General features: G+C 53.4%; 25 protein-coding genes. 20 read left to right on the forward strand and 5 right to left on the reverse strand.

Annotated elements, in window-relative coordinates:
* Positions 1–18: 18 nt before the first annotated feature.
* From ureA to K325_RS0102105, 12 genes are all read left to right on the forward strand, one after another.
* Complete coding sequence (gene ureA / locus K325_RS0102050; protein ID WP_022992779.1) at positions 19–321, forward strand: urease subunit gamma; 303 nt, start codon at positions 19–21, stop codon at positions 319–321.
* A 10-nt stretch (positions 322–331) separates the two neighbouring features.
* Entirely contained in the window at positions 332–649 is a 318-nt protein-coding gene (locus K325_RS0102055; RefSeq protein ID WP_029652591.1) for an urease subunit beta, read from the forward strand.
* A gap of 148 nt (positions 650–797) precedes the next feature.
* Positions 798–2,501, forward strand: a complete 1,704-nt coding sequence (gene ureC, locus K325_RS0102060) for an urease subunit alpha (protein ID WP_029652592.1) — start codon at positions 798–800, stop codon at positions 2,499–2,501.
* A gap of 62 nt (positions 2,502–2,563) precedes the next feature.
* On the forward strand, positions 2,564–3,109 hold the full coding sequence (ureE, locus tag K325_RS0102065) for an urease accessory protein UreE (RefSeq protein ID WP_029652593.1): 546 nt from the start codon (positions 2,564–2,566) through the stop codon (positions 3,107–3,109).
* Positions 3,081–3,809: an urease accessory protein UreF gene (locus K325_RS0102070; protein WP_036192868.1), complete on the forward strand. Its 729-nt coding sequence runs from the start codon at positions 3,081–3,083 to the stop codon at positions 3,807–3,809. The genes ureE and K325_RS0102070 overlap by 29 nt, the downstream gene beginning before the upstream one ends.
* 25 nt (positions 3,810–3,834) lie before the next feature.
* Entirely contained in the window at positions 3,835–4,473 is a 639-nt protein-coding gene (ureG, locus tag K325_RS0102075; protein WP_011786432.1) for an urease accessory protein UreG, read from the forward strand.
* 43 nt (positions 4,474–4,516) lie between these two features.
* On the forward strand, positions 4,517–5,092 hold the full coding sequence (locus tag K325_RS0102080) for a HupE/UreJ family protein (RefSeq protein ID WP_029652595.1): 576 nt from the start codon (positions 4,517–4,519) through the stop codon (positions 5,090–5,092).
* Between the two features lie 161 nt (positions 5,093–5,253).
* Positions 5,254–6,051 carry a nuclease-related domain-containing protein gene (locus tag K325_RS0102085; RefSeq protein WP_029652596.1) on the forward strand — a complete coding sequence of 266 codons (798 nt, stop codon included), beginning with the start codon at positions 5,254–5,256 and terminating at the stop codon, positions 6,049–6,051.
* Positions 6,052–6,265: 214 nt separating this feature from the next.
* Complete coding sequence (locus K325_RS0102090; RefSeq protein WP_051146530.1) at positions 6,266–8,203, forward strand: ATP-binding protein; 1,938 nt, start codon at positions 6,266–6,268, stop codon at positions 8,201–8,203.
* A 105-nt stretch (positions 8,204–8,308) separates the two neighbouring features.
* The gene (locus K325_RS0102095; RefSeq protein WP_029652598.1) at positions 8,309–9,061 is read left to right on the forward strand and encodes an HNH endonuclease; all 753 of its coding nucleotides are present in this window, start codon (positions 8,309–8,311) and stop codon (positions 9,059–9,061) included.
* A gap of 78 nt (positions 9,062–9,139) precedes the next feature.
* Positions 9,140–9,799 carry a hypothetical protein gene (locus K325_RS0102100; RefSeq protein WP_029652599.1) on the forward strand — a complete coding sequence of 220 codons (660 nt, stop codon included), beginning with the start codon at positions 9,140–9,142 and terminating at the stop codon, positions 9,797–9,799.
* A 368-nt stretch (positions 9,800–10,167) separates the two neighbouring features.
* Positions 10,168–10,623, forward strand: coding sequence for a metallophosphoesterase family protein (locus K325_RS0102105; protein ID WP_029652600.1), 456 nt, complete (start codon positions 10,168–10,170; stop codon positions 10,621–10,623).
* 66 nt (positions 10,624–10,689) lie between these two features.
* Here the strand turns inward: K325_RS0102105 and K325_RS18175 are convergent, their stop codons facing one another.
* Both K325_RS18175 and K325_RS0102115 read right to left on the reverse strand, forming a co-directional pair.
* Positions 10,690–11,025: a type II toxin-antitoxin system RelE/ParE family toxin gene (locus K325_RS18175; protein ID WP_051146531.1), complete on the reverse strand. Its 336-nt coding sequence runs from the start codon at positions 11,023–11,025 to the stop codon at positions 10,690–10,692.
* Between the two features lie 5 nt (positions 11,026–11,030).
* Positions 11,031–11,318 (reverse strand): type II toxin-antitoxin system ParD family antitoxin, encoded by a 288-nt coding sequence (locus K325_RS0102115; protein ID WP_029652602.1) that lies wholly within the window; start codon positions 11,316–11,318, stop codon positions 11,031–11,033.
* A gap of 195 nt (positions 11,319–11,513) precedes the next feature.
* Here K325_RS0102115 and K325_RS0102120 point away from each other — a divergent pair, with 195 nt between their 5' ends.
* The 4 genes from K325_RS0102120 to rho all read left to right on the forward strand — a co-directional run bounded on the left by K325_RS0102120 (position 11,514) and on the right by rho (position 14,578).
* Positions 11,514–12,119 (forward strand): hypothetical protein, encoded by a 606-nt coding sequence (locus tag K325_RS0102120; protein ID WP_084694170.1) that lies wholly within the window; start codon positions 11,514–11,516, stop codon positions 12,117–12,119.
* 220 nt (positions 12,120–12,339) lie between these two features.
* Positions 12,340–12,795, forward strand: a complete 456-nt coding sequence (locus K325_RS0102125; protein ID WP_228128369.1) for a thiol-disulfide oxidoreductase DCC family protein — start codon at positions 12,340–12,342, stop codon at positions 12,793–12,795.
* A 48-nt stretch (positions 12,796–12,843) separates the two neighbouring features.
* Positions 12,844–13,338, forward strand: a complete 495-nt coding sequence (locus tag K325_RS0102130) for a gamma-glutamylcyclotransferase (protein ID WP_029652605.1) — start codon at positions 12,844–12,846, stop codon at positions 13,336–13,338.
* 52 nt (positions 13,339–13,390) lie between these two features.
* Entirely contained in the window at positions 13,391–14,578 is a 1,188-nt protein-coding gene (gene rho / locus K325_RS0102135) for a transcription termination factor Rho (protein WP_228128371.1), read from the forward strand.
* 169 nt (positions 14,579–14,747) lie between these two features.
* Here rho and K325_RS18655 read toward each other — a convergent pair whose 3' ends face one another.
* Positions 14,748–14,915, reverse strand: coding sequence for a hypothetical protein (locus tag K325_RS18655; protein ID WP_169441743.1), 168 nt, complete (start codon positions 14,913–14,915; stop codon positions 14,748–14,750).
* 323 nt (positions 14,916–15,238) lie between these two features.
* Between K325_RS18655 and K325_RS0102145 the strand changes: the two genes are divergently transcribed.
* Positions 15,239–15,880: a DUF1294 domain-containing protein gene (locus K325_RS0102145; RefSeq protein WP_029652607.1), complete on the forward strand. Its 642-nt coding sequence runs from the start codon at positions 15,239–15,241 to the stop codon at positions 15,878–15,880.
* A 123-nt stretch (positions 15,881–16,003) separates the two neighbouring features.
* Here the strand turns inward: K325_RS0102145 and K325_RS0102150 are convergent, their stop codons facing one another.
* On the reverse strand, positions 16,004–16,348 hold the full coding sequence (locus tag K325_RS0102150; protein WP_029652608.1) for a DUF2956 family protein: 345 nt from the start codon (positions 16,346–16,348) through the stop codon (positions 16,004–16,006).
* Positions 16,349–16,486: 138 nt separating this feature from the next.
* On the opposite strand from K325_RS0102150, the gene K325_RS18895 reads away from it, so the two are divergent.
* The 3 genes from K325_RS18895 (at position 16,487) to dgt (ending at position 18,496) form a co-directional block, all read left to right on the forward strand.
* A complete protein-coding gene (locus K325_RS18895; RefSeq protein ID WP_420835444.1) occupies positions 16,487–16,627 on the forward strand; it encodes a hypothetical protein in 141 nt (46 codons plus the stop codon).
* Entirely contained in the window at positions 16,624–16,809 is a 186-nt protein-coding gene (locus K325_RS0102160; RefSeq protein ID WP_051146535.1) for a hypothetical protein, read from the forward strand. Before K325_RS18895 ends, K325_RS0102160 begins: the two co-directional genes overlap by 4 nt.
* A 163-nt stretch (positions 16,810–16,972) precedes the next feature.
* Positions 16,973–18,496 carry a dGTPase gene (dgt, locus tag K325_RS0102165; protein WP_029652610.1) on the forward strand — a complete coding sequence of 508 codons (1,524 nt, stop codon included), beginning with the start codon at positions 16,973–16,975 and terminating at the stop codon, positions 18,494–18,496.
* Between the two features lie 42 nt (positions 18,497–18,538).
* Here dgt and K325_RS18855 read toward each other — a convergent pair whose 3' ends face one another.
* Complete coding sequence (locus K325_RS18855) at positions 18,539–18,673, reverse strand: hypothetical protein (protein WP_265596835.1); 135 nt, start codon at positions 18,671–18,673, stop codon at positions 18,539–18,541.
* Between the last annotated feature and the right edge of the window lie 80 nt (positions 18,674–18,753).

An 18,753-nucleotide genomic window follows, 5' to 3' on the forward strand; every position in this document is an offset into this window, starting at 1 on the left:
GAGACAACGGAGTCATCCATGGAACTCACCCCCAGAGACAAAGACAAGCTGCTGCTGTTCACCGCCGCCCTGCTGGCCGAACGCCGCAAAGCCAAAGGCTTGAAACTGAATTACCCCGAAGCCGTGGCCCTGATCAGCGCCGAAATCATGGAAGGCGCCCGCGAAGGCCGCACCGTGGCCGAACTGATGAGCGCCGGCACCGAAATACTCACCCGCGAAGACGTGATGGACGGCGTCGCCGACATGGTGCACGAAGTCCAGGTGGAAGCCACCTTCCCGGACGGCACCAAACTGGTCACCGTCCACAACCCGATTGTTTGAGGAACGCGCCATGATCCCCGGTGAATACCAACTCAAAGACGGCGACATCGAACTCTGCGCCGGCCGCGAACGCATCCAGCTGGACGTCGGCAACACCGGCGACCGCCCGGTGCAGATCGGCTCCCACTACCACTTCGCCGAAGCCAACCCCGCCCTGGACTTCGACCGAGCCAAGGCCCGCGGCTACCGCCTGGACGTGGCGGCCGGCACTGCTATTCGGTTCGAACCCGGCCAGACCCGCTCTATCACGCTGATTCCGTTCGCTGGAAAGCGCGAAATCTATGGCTTCCGAGGCGAAGTGATGGGGAGCTTGGAATTCAAGAACTAAGTCTGAGGACCGGCGGGGGTTGCCCTTCCGGGAATGTGCGGAGGCAGGGATGCCGGAGAACAAGCGCCACATGGATGTGCCGCCAGGAGCGTTTCCCGGAAGGGCAACCCCCGCCGGGCCAGGCACCAAGGTTAAAGTGAGAAAAAACATGAAAATCAGCAGACAAGCCTACGCCGACATGTACGGCCCCACCGTTGGGGACCGAGTCCGCCTGGGCGACACGGAGCTGTGGATTGAAGTAGAAGAAGACCACACCCACTACGGCGACGAAGTAAAATTCGGCGGCGGCAAAGTCATCCGCGACGGCATGGGCCAAAGCCAGCGCTGCGACGACGCCGTGATGGACACCGTGATCACCAACGCCCTCATCCTCGACTGGTGGGGCATCGTCAAAGCCGACGTAGGCATCCAGAAAGGCCGCATCGCCGCCATCGGCAAAGCCGGCAACCCGGACACCCAGCCAGACGTGACCATCGTTATCGGCCCCGGCACGGAAATCATCGCCGGCGAAGGTAAAATCCTCACCGCCGGTGGCATCGACCCCCACATCCACTTCATCTGCCCCCAGCAGGTGGAAGAAGCCCTGATGAGCGGCGTGACCACCATGCTCGGCGGCGGCACCGGCCCGGCCACCGGCACCAACGCCACCACCTGCACCCCGGGCCCCTGGCACATTGGCAAGATGCTGCAGGCCGTGGATAGCCTGCCCATGAACATCGGCTTCCTGGGCAAGGGCAACGCCAGCCTGCCGGAGGCGCTGGAACAGCAGATCAAAGCCGGCGTGATCGGCCTCAAACTGCACGAAGACTGGGGCACCACGCCTGCATCGATCGACAACTGCCTGACCGTGGCCGACCAGTACGACATTCAGGTGGCCATCCACACCGACACCCTGAACGAATCCGGCTTTGTGGAAGACACGCTGGCCGCCTTCAAAGGCCGCTGCATTCACACCTTCCACACCGAAGGCGCCGGCGGTGGCCACGCTCCGGACATCATTACCGCCTGCTCCAAAGACTATGTACTGCCGTCGTCCACCAACCCGACCCGGCCCTACACCGTGAACACCATCGACGAACACCTGGACATGCTGATGGTGTGCCACCACCTGGACCCGAACATCCCGGAAGACGTGGCCTTCGCCGACTCACGCATCCGCCGGGAAACCATCGCGGCGGAAGACATCCTGCACGACATGGGCGTGATCTCCATGATCTCCTCCGACTCCCAGGCCATGGGCCGGGTGGGAGAGGTAATCTGCCGAACCTGGCAAACCGCCCACAAGATGAAAATGCAGCGCGGCCTGTTGCCGGAAGACCAGGAGCGCGGCGCCGACAACTTCCGCGCCAAACGCTACATCGCCAAGTACACCATCAACTCCGCCATCACCCACGGCATTGCCCATGATGTGGGCTCGGTGGAAGTGGGCAAGCTGGCGGATCTGGTGCTGTGGAGCCCGGCATTCTTCGGCGTGAAGCCAGCCTGCATCCTCAAGGGCGGGATGATTGCCGCCGCCCCCATGGGCGACCCGAACGCCTCTATTCCCACACCGCAGCCGGTCCACTACCGCCCCATGTTCGGCGCCTTCGGCAAGGCGGCCAGTGCCACCCGCCTGACCTTCGTCAGCCAGGCCGCGCTGGACGCCAATATTGGTGAAGAACTGGGCCTGGACAGCCCGCTCTCCGCCTGCAAAGGCGTGCGGGACGTGCGCAAGCAGCACATGAAACTGAACGACGCCTGCCCGCACCTGACCGTAGACCCGCAAACCTACGAAGTGCATGCCGATGGCGAACTGCTCACCTGCGAGCCGGCGACCGAACTGCCCCTGGCCCAGCGCTATCACCTTTTCTAGTCAATACAGCTCAAGGCTGCTTAATCAACACAGCTCAAGGCTGTTCTGAGAGGAACGAACGGATGTTGGAACTGACTAAACGCATCACCCACGTAGACGCCAGCGAAATCCACGACAACCTGGTGCTGCCCTACGAACTGCGCATTCGCGGCCGCCTGCGGGCCACCACCGAAACCAACCTGGACGTGGGCCTGTTTCTGGACCGTGGCCCGGTGCTGAGAGACGGCGACCTGCTGGAAGCGAAATCCGGTGAGATCATCCGCATTCGCGCCGCGGAAGAGCCGGTGGTCACCGCCCGCGTAGAAACCGGCCTGCCGCTGGCCCGCTTGTGTTACCACCTGGGCAACCGCCACGTTTCCCTCCAGATTGGCTCCGGCGGTGCTATCGGTGAAGACGAGCGCATGGGGTGGGTGCGCTTTCCGCCCGACCACATACTGGAAGAACTGGCCGAACGCCTGGGCGCCACCGTAGTGCATCACACCGCCGCCTTCGACCCGGAACCCGGAGCCTACAACCAGGCCAGCCAGGGCCATTCGCACAGTGAAAGCCATGACCACACTCACGCTGCTGGACATACCCATGCTCACGGCCACAAACACACCCACTGAGCCGGCAGCCATGGCGGGTGAGGGCGAACCCGGTGGTGACCTGGCATTGCTGGGGCTGATGCAGCTGGTCAGCCCGGCGTTGCCCATCGGCGCCTTTGCCTGGTCTCAGGGCCTGGAAAGCGCCTTTGAGCTGGGCTGGGTGAACAACGAAGCGGAACTGGCCCAGTGGATTGAAGGCGTGCTCGAAGACGGCCTCAGCCGGTGTGAACTGCCCTTACTGGCCCGGCTGAAAACCGCCTGGGCGAACGACGACGGCGCCAGCATCGCGCACTGGAACCAGTGGCTGCACTCTACCCGCGAAACCGCCGAACTGAGCGACGAGGACACTCGCCTGGGCGGCGCCCTGAAAACCCTGCTGGGCAACCTCAACCTGTTGCCGGAACAAACCCTGATTCCGGCCGAGCCCGGCTACATCACCCTGTTTGCCTGGGCCGCCCAGGTACGCCGGGTGCCGGTGCGGCAAACCCTGCTGGGCTTTGCCTGGGCCTGGCTGGAAAACCAGCTGGCGGCGGCCTGCAAAGCCTTGCCCCTGGGCCACACCGCCGCCCAACGGATTATCGAACAACTGCGCCCGGCCCTGGTGATTGCCACCGACCAGGCGCTGGCACGGCAAGACCACGAACTCGGGCCCATCCTGCCGGGCCTCGCGCTCGGCAGTGCCCTGCATGAAACCCAGTATTCACGGCTTTTCAGAAGCTGAATAAAAACATCAAGGAGATACAGCCATGACACATTGTCTGAGAGTAGGCGTCGGCGGCCCGGTCGGGTCTGGTAAAACCGCATTGCTGCGCCAGCTATGCACCGCCCTGCGGGACCACTACGACATCGCCGTAGTCACCAACGACATCTACACCCGGGAAGATGCTGACTTCCTGCTGCGCCACGAAGCCCTGGCCGCAGACCGCATCCTGGGTGTGGAAACCGGCGGCTGCCCGCACACCGCCATTCGTGAGGATGCCTCCATGAACCTGGCCGCCATTGACGACCTGCAAAGCCGCCACCCGGGCCTGGAACTGGTGCTGGTGGAATCCGGCGGCGACAACCTCTCCGCCACCTTCAGCCCGGAACTGAGCGACCTCACCCTGTACGTGATCGACGTGTCCGCCGGCGACAAGATCCCCCGCAAAGGCGGCCCCGGCATCACCAAATCCGACCTGCTGATCATCAACAAGATCGACATTGCCGAACAGGTACACGCTTCCCTGGACGTAATGGAGCGGGACAGCAAAAAAATGCGCGGCGAACGCCCCTTCGTGTTCACCAACCTGTACGACGGGGTTGGGCTGGACACCATCATCAGCTTCATTCTGGAGCGCGGCATGCTGCCGGAAAGGCGTCCCGAAAAACTGGCTGAAATGGCCTGAGCAAATGAACCAATACGATTACAGAACCACCAGGAGCAACACCATGAAACTGACTTCAAAACTACTCGCCACCGCCGCGCTGCTGACTGCCTCCGCCACCGCCATGGCCCACCCCGGCCACACCGAAGGCGGCTTTACCAGCGGCCTGCTGCACCCCATGCTGGGCCTGGACCACCTGCTGGCCATGGCCGCCATCGGCTTCTGGAGCGTGCGCCAGAGCAAACTCATGAAAAACGCTACCCCCGCCTTCGTCATCGGCGGCATGGTATTCGGCGCCTCCCTGGCCTGGGGCGGCCTGACCCTGCCGGGCGTGGAAACAGGGATTACCTTCTCGGTACTGGTCGCCGGCATCCTCATCGCCACCCTGGCGAAACTGCCGACGGCTGTGGGCGGTACTCTGGTTGGCGCATTCATGCTGTTTCATGGCTTTGCCCATGGTGCGGAAATGCCGGAAGGCGCAACGCTGGCGGCTTACCTGGCGGGCTTCTCCATCGCCACACTGGCCATCACGCTGATTGGCCGTGGGCTGGGTAGTCTGATGCTGAAGGCGGATAGCCGGTTTAGTCGGGGGATTGGTGGTGTGTTGGCTGTGGCGGGGGCGTACCTGGCTGCTGCCTGATTCCGTAGTCCCTAGAGGAATGCAATAAGCCGCTCGGGAAACCGCGCGGCTTTTTCAGTATATGGTTTACAAAATTTGACCTTGACGGAATGGGAAGTTTACTGAAGAGTAGGTTAGTGTGTAGTTATAAGAAACGGATTGGCAGCTGTTAAGGAAAACCGATGGACTTCGGCCAGCTATTCAACACCCTCCTGAACTCTCTACCGAATCAAGTCTGGTATTTCGTACCGCTGTTCATCCTGTTACCCATTCTGAGAACACCCTGGTTCAAAGGCAAAGCCGGCGAAGCCATGGTCAACATAGCCGCAAAGCTGTTTCTCGACAAAACCCGCTACCACCTCATCAAAAACGTCACCTTGCCCACCGAAGACGGTACCACCCAGATCGACCACATCATTGTCTCCCGGTATGGCGTGTTTGTGGTGGAAACCAAGAATATGAAGGGCTGGATCTTCGGTAACGCAAAACAGCGCTATTGGACGCAGAAGATCTTCAAGCACTCGCAGAAATTTCAGAACCCGCTTCATCAAAACTACAAACACGTGAAGACACTGCAAAGCCTGTTGGGCCTGAGTGATGAGCAGGTGTTTTCGGTAGTGGTCTTCGTCGGGGATTCCACATTTAAAACGCCCATGCCGGAGAACGTGACCCACGGTGGTGGGTATGTCCGCTTTATCAAAGCCCAAACCGAGCCGCGACTGTCTGATGTTGAGGTTCAGAAAGTAAACGAAGCCATTGAATCCGGGCGGCTGGCGGCTACGTTCAGAACTCAGCGGGAGCACGTGGCGCATGTGAAGGAAATTGCGGCGAAGAAGAGAAGTGAGCCACGGTGCCCGAAGTGCCAGGATGAGATGGTAAAGCGCACGGTGAAGCGCGGAGAGAATATTGGGAAGGAGTTTTATGGCTGCAAGGCATTTCCCAAGTGCCGGGGGATGGTTGGTGCTTCGTTATTGCAGTAACGAAGCTGTCAAATGATTACGGCGCGACCAAAGTGTTAGTGCAGCATACCGAATTGATTTGAAGGGTTAAATTCGCGAAATTTGAGTGTTGGTTCTGAGCTTTTATTGACGCTCAAATGATTGCAATAACTAAGCGCGCTATCTAATTACTGTTAACTCCGCAAAGATTGCAGTTAATGTAGTCAACAACTTGAGTCTGTATAAAAGGACGATTATGGAATACTCGGTCACTTATGAGGATGGATTTTTAACTAGGGAGATTGGTTCCATTGCCACAAAGGCCGATGTAGCCATCACAGAACTAATTGCAAATGGTCATGATGCAGGTGCGTCTGAGGTAAGAATCATTTTTCCGGATGAGAAAGGAAGCCTCATTACAGTCGAAGACAATGGGGTTGGCCTGACCGAATCGCAATTCGAGCAAAGGTGGTTGAAGCTACGCTATGACAGAAAGAAGCATCAAGGTTCCTTGGTAGAGATACCTGAAGATAATAATCTGCGAAAGACTAGACTCGCCTTCGGAAGAAACGGCGTCGGACGGCATGCGGGTCTCTGTTTTGATGATGGGTATACCGTCGAGACTTGGCGTAATAAAGAATGCAATATTTACGAGCTGAAGTTGTCATCCGGCAGGCAACCTATAGAGGTTAAAGAGCATCGCAAGGAAGATAAGTCAGGTCATGGAACAAAGATAAAAGTAATTGCTAATAAAAACTTGATACCGGTTGAAGAACTTACCGAAACTATATCAGCCAGATTTTTATTCAATCCTGAATTCAAAGTATATGTAAATGGGAAGCTTATAACGCTATCAGAGCACCCAGGTATCGTCAAAAGCACAGAAATAAATCCTGTTGGAAGTATCAATATAAAGTTGACTCTGGTTGATTCATCAACAGCCTCGCGAACGGCTAGACAGCATGGGGTAGCTTTTTGGTTGGGCGGTCGTTTATTGGGCGATCCTTCTTGGTCCATAAACGGGCAGCAAGTATTTGACGGTCGGAGATCTTTTGCTAAAAGATACACCGTGATAGCGGAGTCTGAAGACCTTTTTGACTTCATTGAGGCCGATTGGTCTGGCTTTAAATCTGATTTTTCCGCCCTAAATCTGATAGCAGAAGAAATTTCTGATTTTGTTAAATCATGCTACTTGGAGCTTTCAAAAAACGAAATAGAAACAACTAAGCGTCAGGTGTTTAATTCGCATAAAGGTGAGTTAAAAGAGCTCCCAAGACTGGCTCGAAGAGAGTTGGTTAGTTTTGTTGATCAAATGTTAGCCGGAAGTCCTGATATAAGGATTGAGCTTCTTGAGCTTGCATTTAAAGCGGCTATTAATCTTGAAAAATCTAGATCTGGAATATCGTTATTATATAAGCTAACAAATATATCGCCAAACGATTCTGAATCACTGAACTCGTTCTTAGAGGAATGGAACGTGTCAGATGCAATGTCCATTCTTGCTGAAATAGATTCTAGAATAAAAGTAATCGAGGCGATAGAGAGGCTGAGCGGTGACCATAGTGTAGACGAGCTCCATACGTTGCACCCCCTTATCGAAAAGGCCAGGTGGGTATTTGGCCCTGAATTCGATACGCCAGAGTATGCAAGCAATAAGGGGCTGATCAAGACGATGAGTTCTGTATTTGGAAGAAAATATAAGAAAGAGGATTTTACTAATTCTGCGAAGAGACCAGATATTGTGGTTGGTGAGAATTCCTCTATTAGCTCATTAGGCCTAGAAGAGTTCTCTGGTGAAATAAGAAAAACAAAAAGAGTTTTGTTAATTGAGCTAAAGAAAGGTGGCTTTGAGATTGGCCGCGGAGAAATGGATCAGGCTAAATATTATGTTGAGGATATTTGGCATGCCGGCGTTGGATCCTCTCAGCCATATATAAAAGCTTTTGTCGTCGGTGATAGTATTGGCCAGCTCACAGGAAAATACCAGTCAGTAGGAAAGTCAAAGGATGAGCAGTTTGGGGAAGTTCATGCGATAACATATTCTGAATTGGTACGGAGCGCTGAGGCTCGATTGTTTTCTCTAAAAGAAAAAATCGAAGGTCGGTATGACGGCTTAGAGGATGGTCCACTTCTAAATGAGCTTTTGGGGAACCCCGAGCAGAAAGATTTAGATTTTGCGGCCGGCCAAGAATGAGGCAGAATTTAGCTAGGGGCTTCAGTCGACCAGTTTTCCGCTGCCGCTCCAAACTGGTGGCTGATCCCGGCGTTACGTGTCTATCGGAGTTCAGAGCACTGAGTCATGAGTAGAAAGAAATTCATAGAATCACAGGGAGCCACCTGTAGAAACTGGACTTGGAGTTGGTCTTTCATCAACGAATCCAAGAAAGTGATAATTTTCGGGGCTTGGGACACAAACACTGATGGTGATACGTCACTCATTTTAAGTGACACTTGGGAATACAGCGGCAAAGGCCGTAAGCAACCGGCATACGAACAATCAAGGGAGCATATTCGCCTTATCGAAGAGGAAGGGTATGAGTTACAAACCTTTCCAATTATTTATTCTGACGCCAACAAAGATGAAAACGGCATTGGTCCCGCAAAAATCGAAGGTTTTGTTCCAGAGTTAACCAGAAAAATACTAAAGCGTGTCGGAGGTAAGTGGTATGCATCTGATGGCGAAATGGGGTCTCAATTGGCAGAGGAAATTGATACTCCCGAAAGCTTTATTGAGGGTGCGTCAAAAACAGTCTCAGTGAACACTTTCGAAAGAAGCGCAGATGCTAGAGCGAAATGTATTTCTCATCATGGATATAAATGCTCGGTTTGTGATTTCGACTTCGAAAAAGTATATGGCGCTATCGGAGAAAAGTATATCCATGTCCATCATATCTTTCCGCTGTCTGAAATAAGAAAAGAATACGTGCTAGACCCAATAAAAGATTTGATTCCTGTGTGTGCTAATTGCCATGCAATAATCCATCGTGCAAGACCTGCATTAACTGTCGAGCAGCTTAGGCAGCATTTGGTGCAAAATGCGAAAAACACGTAACAAGCGGTTGCTATGGACAGCATCACGCATGCGCTCCATGCAGCCCCAGAACCGGGCGTTAGGTTCTAGGTATAACAGATGAGCATCGTTAAGTATCTATCATTAGGGTTAGCAGTATGTGCAGTGGCGGTTGCATTGCCGTGGATAATAAAATTCCATGGTGCTGTATCGCACAGCCCTAGTGATTGGGCTGATTTTGGGAGCTATATTGGCGGTACTTTTTCGTCTCTATTTGCAGCGCTGGCATTGATTGCCCTTTTATACACTATTTCTCAGCAGCATCGGCAGATACAAGGTTTACGGCAACAGGCATCCAAAGAAGATATTTTGCATGCTATTGATCGCCTTGAACGCGACTTGGAGAAGGCTCTAGAGGGCGTGAATGTAAGTATAAATTATCAAGATGGGCAGCAAACCGTTTCAGCAAGGGACGTTTTATTTAAGCCATCGGCCATGGGTTATAAGCAAGCAATCCCTGATCAAGCTGAAATCATGAAAGAGGAAAGCTCGGGTGAGAATCGCGAAAATTACCGGTCGAAAATCCTTTTATTTGAAACTTTTGGGCTAGCCGCCGCTGAATTGAATCAAATTCGTTTGTATGCAGAAGGCTTGAAAAAACTAGAGTCCAAGTCAGGTACAAGCATCTTATCAAGGTACTATCACCGTAAATACAATTTGGCCTACTCTCGACTATATAACCGAGGTATTCTTGATAAGGCTTGGGTTCCCGAAACCTAAATAGCGCAGGCACGGAGACGTCTTGTCCATTGCGGCTTAGCCTCCATTCCAAAGCCGCGCATGCTGCAGGCTTTAGGAATATCTTCGATGGAATCCTGCGACACCGACTTTTTTGGTTCTGTACCCTTGCCTAATTCAATGACCGAGATTCTTGGTTTGACGATGGAGCATTCTGTTGGTAGGCGAAACTTCCGCTTATGGACGGGGCAAAGTACTATCGCTTGGCCAGTTCATAGCTCAGCCTGCAGAAGACTCATTAGAACTAATCGAGTTGTAAATGAAAGTAGCATGCAGTACTACGAAGTATAGGGGCGCGCCAGTTTGGGCGCTGTGGGCAGGTCGACTGAGAGACGGAACGAAGCGTAAACATGCAAATCGGGGTAATTGCAGACACCCACAGCAAAATGCGTCCCGAAGCCCTGGAGTCTCTGGAGGGCTCGGATCTTATCCTGCACGCCGGTGACGTCGGGCGGGATGAGGTTCTGGAAGCACTGGAGGCCATCGCTCCCTTGGTTGCTATCCGCGGCAATATCGATACAGCAGGCCGTGCAGCGACGCTCCCCGATGTTCAGGATCTGCAATTCCTCGGTCACGCCTTCTACATGCTTCACGAGGTCAAAACCCTGGAATTCGATCCGCAAGGCCGTTACCGCGTGGTGATCGCCGGCCATTCCCACAAACCCCGCAATGTATGGATTGGCGACGTGCTTTACTTCAATCCCGGCGGTGCCGGGCCCCGGCGTTTTAAGCTGCCGATCACGGTGGGGCGGTTGGAGGTTAGTGAACACGGCGTGGTTGGTGAGATTATCGAACTGCCGGTTTAATCCGATACCGTAACCGGGACAGACTGATTAATTCTTCTGGCTAGCAGCAATCAGATAGTTCGGTGGTCAGAGGTGCCCTTCCGGATCCATCCTTTGATGCAAAACCCGAAGAATGATAACGGACTGATTGTGCGTATCTTCTTCCATCCTAAGATAAAAATTATGGGGTGAGGGTTTGCCCTTCCTTGCAAGCGGATAGATAGCGACCCCGGTCCGAATGTCTGACCTGTGTTTCAGGAGTGGCGCTAGGTTTCCGGCTTCTTCAAGCTCCCTGATCGCCCTCTCGATTTGCTCGGTATATCGTTTCAGTTGCACTGTGCCGAATTCTTCAAGGGTGGACTCGAGAATATCGTCGAGATCGGCTAGAGCAGCGTCTGTGAGCGTTACCTTCCATGGTTTCATCGTAATCAGGTATCCCGTTTTTTCCTGATGGCTCGCTCTGCACGTTCAGAAAGGTACGTAGCGAACTCGTCACCCGTGAAGGTTCTGCTTCTGCCAGCCTCCAGGTCTTCCTGGCCCGCATCGATGGCGCCTTTGAGGTCATTCATTTTCGTGACGTATCGGGACTCGGCTTCTTCGACCATTCTCAGGCCGGCTCTAAGTACCTCACTCGCATTTTGATAACGGCCCGAGGCAACCAGGTGATCGACTACCTGGGATTGATGGTCCGTGAGTACTATGTTTCTCGTCGCCATGAGAGTCATCCTGTCAGCGTTGCATTGGCATAATATGCCAATGCAGGGATTTGCTGTCTAGTGGTGGGACAACTGTGATACCTATGGGAAAGCCGGGACAGATCTATTAATGCGGTCATTTCGGTAAGCTGGCGCGCTATTCGCGTTGGCTGCGCGGCAGGCTTCAGGGGCAACAGGAGGATCACATTGCCGATCATGGATCTGGACAGCTGGATGCTGTCGCAGAGCATCGCGGTTTTCAGCGTCTGCGCGCTGGTCATTGCGATTGCGGGCACACGCATCACACGGGTGGTCGACCAGCTCGCCGACCGGACCGGGCTGGGTGAGGCGACCGCTGGAGCCGTGCTTCTGGGGGCAGCGACGTCCCTCAGTGGTTCGGTGCTCTCGGTAACAGCAGCCTACCGTGGGCACCCGGAGTTGGCTGTCAGTAACGCTCTTGGGGGCATCGCGGTACAGACCTTTTTCCTGGCTATTGCCGATATGGTCTACCGTCGCGCAAACCTGGAACACGCGGCGGCCTCGGCTCCGAACATGATGCAGAACGGACTGCTGATCGGGCTCCTGGCATTGCTCCTTCTGGCGCCGACCTTGCCGGATGTGACCGTCTGGAACATCCATCCGATTTCCCCGATACTGCTGGGCTTCTACTTCTATGGCACTCGGCTCATACAGGGTGCCGGCGACAACCCTATGTGGTACCCCTCCGTTACCAGCGATACCCGGCAGGACGAGCCGGAGAGCGAGAGCAGCTTGCCATCTGGACCGAATTCCTGGTGCTCTAAAGGCTTGGTTTGGTGCTGATGTTTGCTGGCTGAATAGCGGCGTCGTCCATTAGCAATGTGCTATCTGAGGCTCACGAACGAAAGGCGTGCGAGCCAGACAGTGATCGAAACGCGCCTGGAATTTCAGGGCGATGGTACAACCTCTCGCGGGTTATGCCTGAGATCCGAAGGGTTAACGGGAGCCTCGCAGTGCTTTATCGTGTAGTCAGATGAATGCGATGCAAACAGGGGGGATAGCGATGACGGCACCAGGCGATCAGCTTCGCGTGTTCTACGATGGCGCCTGCCCGAGCTGTGTAAAGGATCGCAGGCTTTATGAACGACTCGCGGGCAGGACCGGCGAATCGGTGGAGTGGGTGGATATCACCGGCCGTGATGAGGAGTTGGAGGAACGTGGTATAGACCCGCAAGCCGCGCTTCAGGAGCTCCATGTGGAGGATGGCCAGGGCAACATCCACCGGGAACTGGATGCCTATATTCTGTTGATGTCGCGGGTCTGGCTGCTGAAACCGCTTGCCTGGCTGATTGGTTTGCCGGTAATTCGGCCAGCGCTGGCGAAGCTGTATCACAAATGGGTGAGCGAGCGGCTGGAGAGAACCGGGCGCATGCCGGATTCAAAGGAAACGCAGAGAAGCATCGAGGCGCGCAAGGCCGAGGTTGAAGATGGAAAAAAAGACCCATCCCGGTTTAGCTAAGATTATGATTCCAGGTTCCTGAGCGAACAGCGCAGACACGGAGGCAGCATGGAGTGCTTTGCCTACGGCTCGAATATGTCACTCCTGAGATTAAGAGCGAGGGTTCCAAGCGCGGAGCGAATCGGAATGTTCACGCTTGTGGAGCATGTCCTTCGGTTTCATAAGTGGAGCAGGATAGACCAATCCGCAAAATGCGACGCGCTGTTTACCGGCAATCCGGAGGACATCGTTATTGGCGCGCTGTTTGAGTTACCGCGCAGCGAGAAAGGCCCGCTAGACAGGGCTGAGGGTTTGGGCTTCGGTTACGATGAGAAGCGGGTCGTGGTTACGGATGCTCTCGGCAATTCCCTTAATGCTTTCACCTACTGTGCAACGTCAACGGATCCCTCTTTGCTGCCTCACTCGTGGTATTTGAATCACGTTATCGTTGGTGCGAAAGAAACCGGCGTTCCCGCCGACTACCTGGATGCCATTTCAGCCACGCCAAGCCAGGAAGACCCTGATCGAGAACGGGATGCGAGGGAGCGGGCCATCTACGGTTAAAGAAAACCGGGACAGATTTATTTTTTTGGATACTATACTGTATAGAAGCTGAATGCTGCCAAGTGCGGCCTTGTTCCCAATTTCCGTTCGTTCACAGCCGTTCAATAATCCCTCACAGCGCATCCCACCCATCGGTCAGCGCAGACCTTTGCGACGCACACTGGTTTTTGCCTTGGGCTGTCTTTTTTCGTTATCAGCCCATTTCGAAAAACATCTATTAAACAAGAGCTATCAAACAATCATGACGCGAAAGACATTAGGTTTAACCGGAAAACGCAACAAAGACGCTAAGCCAGTGGCTGAGAAAGCCGAAGCCAAGGTTGAGATAGAAGGTGAAGCTGATCCACAAAAACGTTTTCTGAATGCTGTGGCTATCAATCCTGCGCCGGGGATTCGCCTGGAGTTGGGTTCCGAACAGCTCACGGTGCGCGCGATGGATTTGATCACGCCGATTGGAATGGGGCAGCGAGGTTTGATCGTTGCACCGCCGGGGTCTGGAAAATCGACGGTTTTAAAACATATTTGCCAGGCGGTGGGGAAGGCGTATCCCGAGATTAAACTTTACGCGTTATTGATAGATGAGCGACCCGAAGAGGTCACTGATTTCAGGCGCAGCGTCCCGGCTGAGGTACACGCTTCTTCTTCGGATGAAAGCTATGCGCATCACGTTCGCGTTGCCGATGAACTGCTTGATATCGCTCGCCAACAAGCGGGCGAGGGTCACAACGTTATGGTTGTGATTGATTCTCTCACCCGGCTTTCGCGTGTGCATAATGCGGAGCGCAGGAGCAGCGGTCGCACTATGTCGGGCGGGGTGGATGCCCGAGCGATGGAGATCCCGCGGAGGTTGTTTGGCGCTGCACGAAACCTTGAAAACGGCGGCTCGCTGACCATTTTGGCAACTGTTCTGGTGGATACCGGCAGCCGTATGGACCAGGTCATCTTTGAGGAATTTAAAGGCACGGGGAACATGGAGTTGGTGTTATCGAGAGAGGTTGCGAATCAGCGAATCTTTCCCGCGCTGGATATATCGAAAAGCAGCACACGCCGTGAAGAGCTGCTGTTGGATCCAAAGGATTCAGACAAAATAAGAGCATTGCGCCGGGCGCTTGGCGGTCTCAAGCCGCTGGAGGGCACAAAAAAGCTGGTTGAGCTGCTCGAGAAGTACCCCACAAATGCCGAGCTTCTGAAACACATCCCTGGGCCAGGTAGGTCGACGGAGAGACTGAACGAGGCGTAAATATGGAAATCGGGGTAATTTGTTTCTCAGTTAGCCCACGGTATGGAAGATCCCACGTCGCGCTTCAGGCTAAGCGCCAGTTCCCGCCCAATCTGCCCGCTGGCGCCGAGAATGGTTTGCATGGGTTTGGCTCCCTAGGTTGTTGATAAACAGGCTGGAAAGGTTTCGTCTAACCGCCCTTTTTAAACTTCGCTTTGCAGTTACCGCTCATGCACATGGTGCAATAATGCTCGCGGTCCTTGTGGCTGGTGCCCTCTGCGATCTTGATGCCACAGCCGTTGCAGAGCAGGATGGCAGTATCGCCCTCAGTTCTCACGATGGCGTGTTCATAATTCATAAGAGAGTCCATTGTCATTCTGAAATCTGAAATGCTTGGTAAAGGCTACGAAATTTGTGGAGGGTCAGACCGCTGGCAGAAATCCGTGAGTGGGCGTTACGGCGTCGATTAGAGGTTAAACCGCAATTCCTCACCATCATAACGCTTGTCAAAGCCGGGCGGGCTCTGGGTATGAACTGGATCTTGCGGGCTAGAAAACCGGGACAAATCTATTTTATCTCTGATGGCCCAGCGCTAAAGTGAGTCACTACCGGAAAATAGATCTGTCGCGGTTTTTGGGCCGAGGCCTGCGCTCGGTATAAGGCTCTGCAAGGGGACATATATTGAATCAGAAAGGTTTACTCGCGGCATGGAATGATGCCAAGGGGTTTGGTTTTATTGCACCGGAGGGCGATGGTGAACGGGTCTTTGCCCATATCAGCAGTTATACAGGCCGGGGCCGGCCGGTAGCTAATCGTAAGGTGACTTACAGCATCACGAAGGATGGTCAGGGCCGGCTGAGAGCAGAACGGTTCCATTACGCTGGAGCGGCAAAGGTAGGCGCTAGTATGGCTGCGGGCGTCTGGCTGGCAGCGACTGTTGTATTGGTGTTTTTCGCCATCCTGGCAGCACTGTTTCATCAAGGTTATTTGCCGGTCTGGATCTTGGCTGCCTACGGCGGGGTGAGTCTGGTGTTGTTCGTGATGTACTGGATCGATAAACGCGCGGCGCAGCGGGGTGCCCAACGCACCTCTGAGAAAACGCTGCATCTTTTCGAGCTTTGCTGTGGCTGGCCCGGTGCGCTGATGGCGCAGCAGGTTCTCCGACATAAGACGCGGAAGGATAGCTATCAGTTCGTTTTCTGGCTGGCGGTCTTGGCTAATCTTGGTGCTCTGGGTTGGCTGTTTGTCGCTCCGGAGGCGATGAGGTGGCGGCAACAACTGGGCTTTGATTTGTCGAACTCTTTGCAGCCGCTTATCTGGTAGCTGAAAGCGCAAATTAGAAAACCAGATCAAAAACCGGGACAGATCTATTTTGTGAAACCGGCGGTCGCCTGCACACCGCCATCTGCGAAGACGCCAGCATGAACCTGACCGCCATCGATTCGTTTAACCGCCCAGGCCCAAGCCCAGTATATAGAGACCAATTCCAGCCCAGGTGAGCAGTAGCAGCGCCCAAGGTAGCCATGGGGTTCGATACCGGATCTCGGATTTTGCAGGATTTTGTTTCGGGCTTTCGGTCGCTGTTTGCTGTTGTTCTTTTTTGCGCTGTTTGTCTTTTTCCCGGGCTTTGGCTTTTTGCTGTTTTTTATAGTGATCAATGCCCTTCTCGATACCCTGCGCGATCAATTTTGTCTGCTCCTTGCTTTGCCGTGGCCGCTGAGTCGCCTTTGCCATGGCCAAGGCTTCCTCTTGGGTTTGCGGTGACGGTTGCTGCTTTTTGATTTTTGCCATAGGGCTCGGCTCGGGTTGTTGGTGAATGGACTATTGGAGCGCATCCTAGGGGGCGGCGTCGAATGTTTCCACGATCACCGTGATTTTGAGTACTACCTGGCGAATCTCCAGGAATGGAAGCAGGTTTATGAGCTCGAGGTGTTCAGTTACTGCCTGATGACGAATCATGTTCATCTCGTCGTTCGAGCAAACGACAACGTGACCGCAATACCTCAATTGATGAAGCGTCTGGCTGGTCGGCAGACACCTTTCGGGCCTTGGCAGGCAATCATCAGATGAGACTTGAGGCCTACCGGCAGTTTGTTGAACAGAAATGTCATTCACCCGCAGATGAATTAATTCAGGCGGCGATCAATAGCAGAAAACTGACTGGCGGCAATAAGTTCGTCGATGAAATTGAAACCCGTATCGGTATCAGAGTTGAAGCCCGCAAGCCGGGAAGGCCAGCAACGGAAAAATAGATCTGTCCCGGTTTTCCGTTCTACAAGCTCAATTTACAGGTAGTCTCAGCAAGTTAAGATGTTATCTGTATTGAAAAGGCTGGGGTCCAGAATAATAAGAGATGGTTGTTTTAGAGCTGGAAGAGGAAGTACTCTATTTTGATAACTCGATGGAGCGTTGTAAGTGAAAGATATTGATTTTAGAGATCGATTTTCAATAGAACGTCAATACAACCGAGGGGCAGGCAGCGCAGAGCCCGCCCAGTTCAAACTTGCGGTCTGTGGTATTGAAAAACTCGAGAATCAGTTGGAAAGTGATCGCGGGAGGATTATTAACTCTGCCGCTGTTCGCCGCTTGCAACAGAAGACGCAAGTATTTCCCTTGGAGCGTAATGCTGCTGTCCGAAGTCGTTTAACGCATTCCCTGGAAGTACAGCAAACTGGCCGCTTCATTACGCGTAAAATCTACGAAAAACTCGGTCGAAGGGCTGAGGAATTTGGGCTACAAGGGCTGAATAGAGCGTTTGAAACCTTGGTTGAGATGTCATGCTTGATGCACGACATTGGCAACCCGCCCTTCGGTCATTTCGGTGAAGCTGCAATTTCTCGTTGGTTTGCTTCAAATTTAAGCGAACTCACACCGTTTAAAAAGCTTGATGAAACCGAAGCTTTCAAACAAGAGCTTGCTGCTGAGTTGTGCTCATTTGAAGGCAACGCTCAGGCCATTCGTCTAATCAGCCGGCTACAAAAGCTAAATTTAACCTATGTTCAGGTTGCGTCTGTTTTCAAGTACACGCGCAGAGCAACGGAGGGCAAGCCAGCAAGCGATGAACCGTTTGCGTACCTGAAGAAGAAGCCTGGATATTATTTCTCTGAGTCGTCGTTTATTGAGCGAATGCAAGCATCTTTGGGAATGGAGTCCGGTTGTCGCCATCCGTTGGCATATGTAATGGAAGCTGCAGATGATATCTCCTATTGCCTCGCAGACTTGGAAGATGCAGTCGATAAAGGAATCATCGACTACGAGACTTTAGCCGCCAAGCTTAAGTCCGCATTTGCTCAGGTTAGACCCTCAGACTATCAGAAGGAGCATTTCGCTAATTTTGGGCAAAGAAACTCATTCGATCAGTTAGTGGATGAGGTGCTTGAGAGGGCTGAACGAGAAGACATTAATCCTCAGCATGAATTCTTTGTCTGGTTACGGGTAAAGCTGATTCATCCTCTTGTTAATCACGCGGCGGAAGCGTTCATCGCTAACATTGATGATGTGTTTCGCGGTTGTCTGAATCGTGCCCTTCTGGAAGACGAGTCTCCATGCCACAGTGTTATCGAGGCTTTCAAAACGGTTGCCTCTGGCGAGGTCTTTTCTTTCCCTGAGGTCCAGACTCTGGAGTTGCAGGGCTATCAGATTATCTCTGGGCTGCTTGAATTTTATAGGCCGTTGTTGGCTCTGGATAGAAGTCAGTTTGACTCCCTTACCGAAGGGAAATGCGGGAATTTTCTCGTGGAGAGCCGATTGTTGCAGCGATTGCCCGCTAAGCACGTGAAGGCTTACAGGAGCATGAGGAATGATGCTCCTTCTGATATGTCTGAATCACTGTGGGAGTTCTATTGCAGATGCCGTCTGATCCAAGACATGATTAGTGGTATGACAGACCAATTTGCTTTGGATGAATTTCGTACCCTATCCGTTCTCGATGGGAAGTGACTTTGGCGATGAGCGAACTTTTCATTCGATAAAATCGAATTCTTACAGAGTAGTGAAGGCGGCTTCCGGGGCCGGGCTCACCAGAATTTTGAAGTAGTCGAGAAAGTGGATCAGGTCGCTAAGAAAGGTTATGTCCAGATACCCAAAGTGCGAGTAATTGAATCCGGCGTCCGACATGCCAGTGCCCCGGCTTTGCGAAGATCATGACTCCAGGTTCCTGAGGAAACCGTTCCGACACGGAGGCAGCATTAAGTACT

Origin of the sequence: Marinobacter daepoensis DSM 16072, from assembly GCF_000421165.1 — a bacterium.
GTDB lineage: Bacteria > Pseudomonadota > Gammaproteobacteria > Pseudomonadales > Oleiphilaceae > Marinobacter > Marinobacter daepoensis.

Bases quoted from the DNA above. Each gene is read 5' to 3' on its own strand.
- K325_RS0102120 (WP_084694170.1), top strand. From the start codon at position 11,514: ATGGATCTGGACAGCTGGATGCTGTCGCAGAGCATCGCGGTTTTCAGC.
- K325_RS0102130 (WP_029652605.1), top strand. From the start codon at position 12,844: ATGGAGTGCTTTGCCTACGGCTCGAATATGTCACTCCTGAGATTAAGA.
- K325_RS0102055 (WP_029652591.1), top strand. From the start codon at position 332: ATGATCCCCGGTGAATACCAACTCAAAGACGGCGACATCGAACTCTGC.
- K325_RS0102070 (WP_036192868.1), top strand. From the start codon at position 3,081: ATGCTCACGGCCACAAACACACCCACTGAGCCGGCAGCCATGGCGGGT.
- ureC (WP_029652592.1), top strand. From the start codon at position 798: ATGAAAATCAGCAGACAAGCCTACGCCGACATGTACGGCCCCACCGTT.
- K325_RS0102160 (WP_051146535.1), top strand. From the start codon at position 16,624: ATGAGACTTGAGGCCTACCGGCAGTTTGTTGAACAGAAATGTCATTCA.
- K325_RS18175 (WP_051146531.1), bottom strand. From the start codon at position 11,025: ATGAAACCATGGAAGGTAACGCTCACAGACGCTGCTCTAGCCGATCTC.
- K325_RS0102125 (WP_228128369.1), top strand. From the start codon at position 12,340: ATGACGGCACCAGGCGATCAGCTTCGCGTGTTCTACGATGGCGCCTGC.
- ureA (WP_022992779.1), top strand. From the start codon at position 19: ATGGAACTCACCCCCAGAGACAAAGACAAGCTGCTGCTGTTCACCGCC.
- ureE (WP_029652593.1), top strand. From the start codon at position 2,564: ATGTTGGAACTGACTAAACGCATCACCCACGTAGACGCCAGCGAAATC.
- rho (WP_228128371.1), top strand. From the start codon at position 13,391: ATGCTGCCAAGTGCGGCCTTGTTCCCAATTTCCGTTCGTTCACAGCCG.
- K325_RS0102100 (WP_029652599.1), top strand. From the start codon at position 9,140: ATGAGCATCGTTAAGTATCTATCATTAGGGTTAGCAGTATGTGCAGTG.
- K325_RS0102095 (WP_029652598.1), top strand. From the start codon at position 8,309: ATGAGTAGAAAGAAATTCATAGAATCACAGGGAGCCACCTGTAGAAAC.
- K325_RS18855 (WP_265596835.1), bottom strand. From the start codon at position 18,673: ATGTCGGACGCCGGATTCAATTACTCGCACTTTGGGTATCTGGACATA.
- ureG (WP_011786432.1), top strand. From the start codon at position 3,835: ATGACACATTGTCTGAGAGTAGGCGTCGGCGGCCCGGTCGGGTCTGGT.
- K325_RS0102090 (WP_051146530.1), top strand. From the start codon at position 6,266: ATGGAATACTCGGTCACTTATGAGGATGGATTTTTAACTAGGGAGATT.
- K325_RS0102085 (WP_029652596.1), top strand. From the start codon at position 5,254: ATGGACTTCGGCCAGCTATTCAACACCCTCCTGAACTCTCTACCGAAT.
- K325_RS0102150 (WP_029652608.1), bottom strand. From the start codon at position 16,348: ATGGCAAAAATCAAAAAGCAGCAACCGTCACCGCAAACCCAAGAGGAA.
- K325_RS0102105 (WP_029652600.1), top strand. From the start codon at position 10,168: ATGCAAATCGGGGTAATTGCAGACACCCACAGCAAAATGCGTCCCGAA.
- K325_RS18655 (WP_169441743.1), bottom strand. From the start codon at position 14,915: ATGAATTATGAACACGCCATCGTGAGAACTGAGGGCGATACTGCCATC.
- K325_RS0102115 (WP_029652602.1), bottom strand. From the start codon at position 11,318: ATGGCGACGAGAAACATAGTACTCACGGACCATCAATCCCAGGTAGTC.
- K325_RS0102080 (WP_029652595.1), top strand. From the start codon at position 4,517: ATGAAACTGACTTCAAAACTACTCGCCACCGCCGCGCTGCTGACTGCC.